Origin of the sequence: Frankia sp. AgKG'84/4, from assembly GCF_023242965.2 — a bacterium.
Taxonomy (GTDB): domain Bacteria; phylum Actinomycetota; class Actinomycetes; order Frankiales; family Frankiaceae; genus Frankia.
In genome coordinates this window covers 1-2,081 of sequence record NZ_JALKFU020000953.1, presented here as the reverse complement: position 1 = coordinate 2,081, position 2,081 = coordinate 1, and the positions used below count along the sequence as shown (strand labels likewise).

Annotated in this window: 1 protein-coding gene; it reads left to right on the top strand. The window is 72.7% G+C overall.

All coding sequences use genetic code 11. The features are described 5' to 3' along the window. The coding region (locus tag MXD58_RS26270) for a DUF8189 domain-containing protein (protein ID WP_250610449.1) at window positions 1–1,954 on the top strand (1,954 nt) is incomplete at its 5' end. Window positions 1,955–2,081 lie beyond the last annotated feature (127 nt).

The window sequence follows — 2,081 nt, the reverse complement described above, 5'->3', positions numbered from 1 at the left end:
CGGCAGCGTCGTGTCCACCACCGGGGTCAGCCCCGGTCTGAACCGGGCCGAGACGCTCGGCCTCGACGCCTTCCGACTGCGCGCGAGCACGGCCTACCGGCGGCTCAAGGACGACCGGCCCCGCGACGGCCACGGCTGGGACATGGACCGGCCCTGCACCGACGTCCCGCCGCCGCGCGGCGCGTCCCAGGGCCCGGCGGCGGTCCCCGGCGCCGGCCCCGACACCCAGATCACTCCGAACACCCAGATCACTCCGAACACCCAGATCACTCCGAACGGACGCGCGGACCACTTCAGCCCGCTCGCGACCCTGGCGACGCCGGACAGCCCAGCCCTCGCCACGTCGGCAAGCGCCGGCTCGCCCACCAGCTCACGGCTGGAGGGCTCCGTCGCCATCGGGCTGATCATCGTCGAGGGGCCGACGGCGGACCTGCAGTTCTCCGCGGCCGAACGCACCAAGGTCGTCGCCGAGGTGCAGAACGGGCTGTCCTGGTACGCGAGCACCAACCCGGCGGCGGGCCTCGCGTTCCACTACGACATCCAGATCGTGCGGCTGCCCGTGCCCGCCAACCCGAACGCCGCGGACCTCGAGGCGCTCTGGCGGGACCCGACGATGGACCGGCTCGGCTACCCGGCGAACTTCGACGGGGTCTACGCCTACGTCGACGCGCTGCGCGCCAAGCTCCGTACCTCCTGGTCGTACTGCGCCTTCTTCACCAAGTACCCGCTCGGCTACTTCGCCTACTCGTCGGTGGGCGGGCCCCGCATCGTCATGCAGTACGCCAACGATGGTTGGGGGCCGGACAACATCGACCGGGTCTTCACCCACGAGACCGGTCACATCTTCGGCGCCCCGGACGAGTACGGCGGCGCGAACTGCGACTGCGGCGGCCAGTGGGGCGTGTTCCAGACGTCCAACGGCAACTGCGACAGCTGCGCCCCCGCGCCGGCCGACTGCCTGATGCGCTCCAACAGCTTCGCGCTGTGCCGCTTCACCCCCAGCCAGCTGGGCTGGGGGCACGGCGTGGGCGCCAACCCGGTCCTCGTGCAGTCGAAGGGGCTCGGGAAGGTCGGGAACTTCGAGGTCGTCGTCCCGTCGAAGTTCGCCGGACTCACGCACGTCTGGCGGGACAACGACGCGGTCGGCTACCCGTGGCGCGACCCGTGGCAGACCGCGCAGGCCCTCGGCCCGGTCGACGCCGTCACGATGATCCAGAGCACCCTGGCGAACCCGGGGCCGCTGGAGGCCGCCGTCCGCGTCGGCGCGACGCTGTACTTCCTCTGGCGCGACAGCACCGGGTCGTTCGCCTGGCACCCGCCCACCAAGCTGCTCCAAGGCGTCGGCGGAGTCCCGTCGCTGGTGCAGAGCAGGCTGGGGACGAAGGGTAACTTCGAGCTGCTCGTCCCGGCCGCCGACGTCGGCCTGCAGCATCTGTGGCGCAATCACGACGTCTACGGCTACCCGTGGAGCGCCCCGAAGCTGTTCGGCGCCAACCTCGGCAAGGTCGACGCCGTCAGCCTCATCCACGGCACGCTCGGCGGCGGCGCCGGCAGGCTCGAGGCTGTCGCCCGGGTCGGCAGCCGCCTGGTTCACCTCACCCGCGACAACACCGCGGTCTGGCGGACCGGACCGATCTTCGGCGAGGGCGTTGCCGGTAACCCGGTGATCGTGCAGAGTTCGTTCGGCGACGGTTCGCGCAACTTCGAGGTGGTCACCCCCGCCGCCGGCGGCGGCCTGATCCACTACTACCGGAACAACGGCTCGCCGACGCCCGCCTGGAGCGGCCCCCGGCCGTTCGCCCCCACCCTCGGCAGGGTCGACGCCGTCTCGATGATCCAGAGCAACTTCGACGGCCACCTCGAGGTTCTCGCCCGGGTCGGCGACGAGCTGCACATGGTGTGGCGCTCGTCGGGCGCCGGCGCCACCTGGTCGGTCCCCCGCCGGGTCTTCTGAGGACCTCCCCCGGACGCGGCGGCGACGCGCGCTCAGCAGTCCGGGTCCGGGCCGAGGCCCGGTTCCGCGTCCGGGCGCCGCCCGTCGGCGTCGGCCCCCTCGGCGGGCCCCCGGCGGTGCCCGTGCG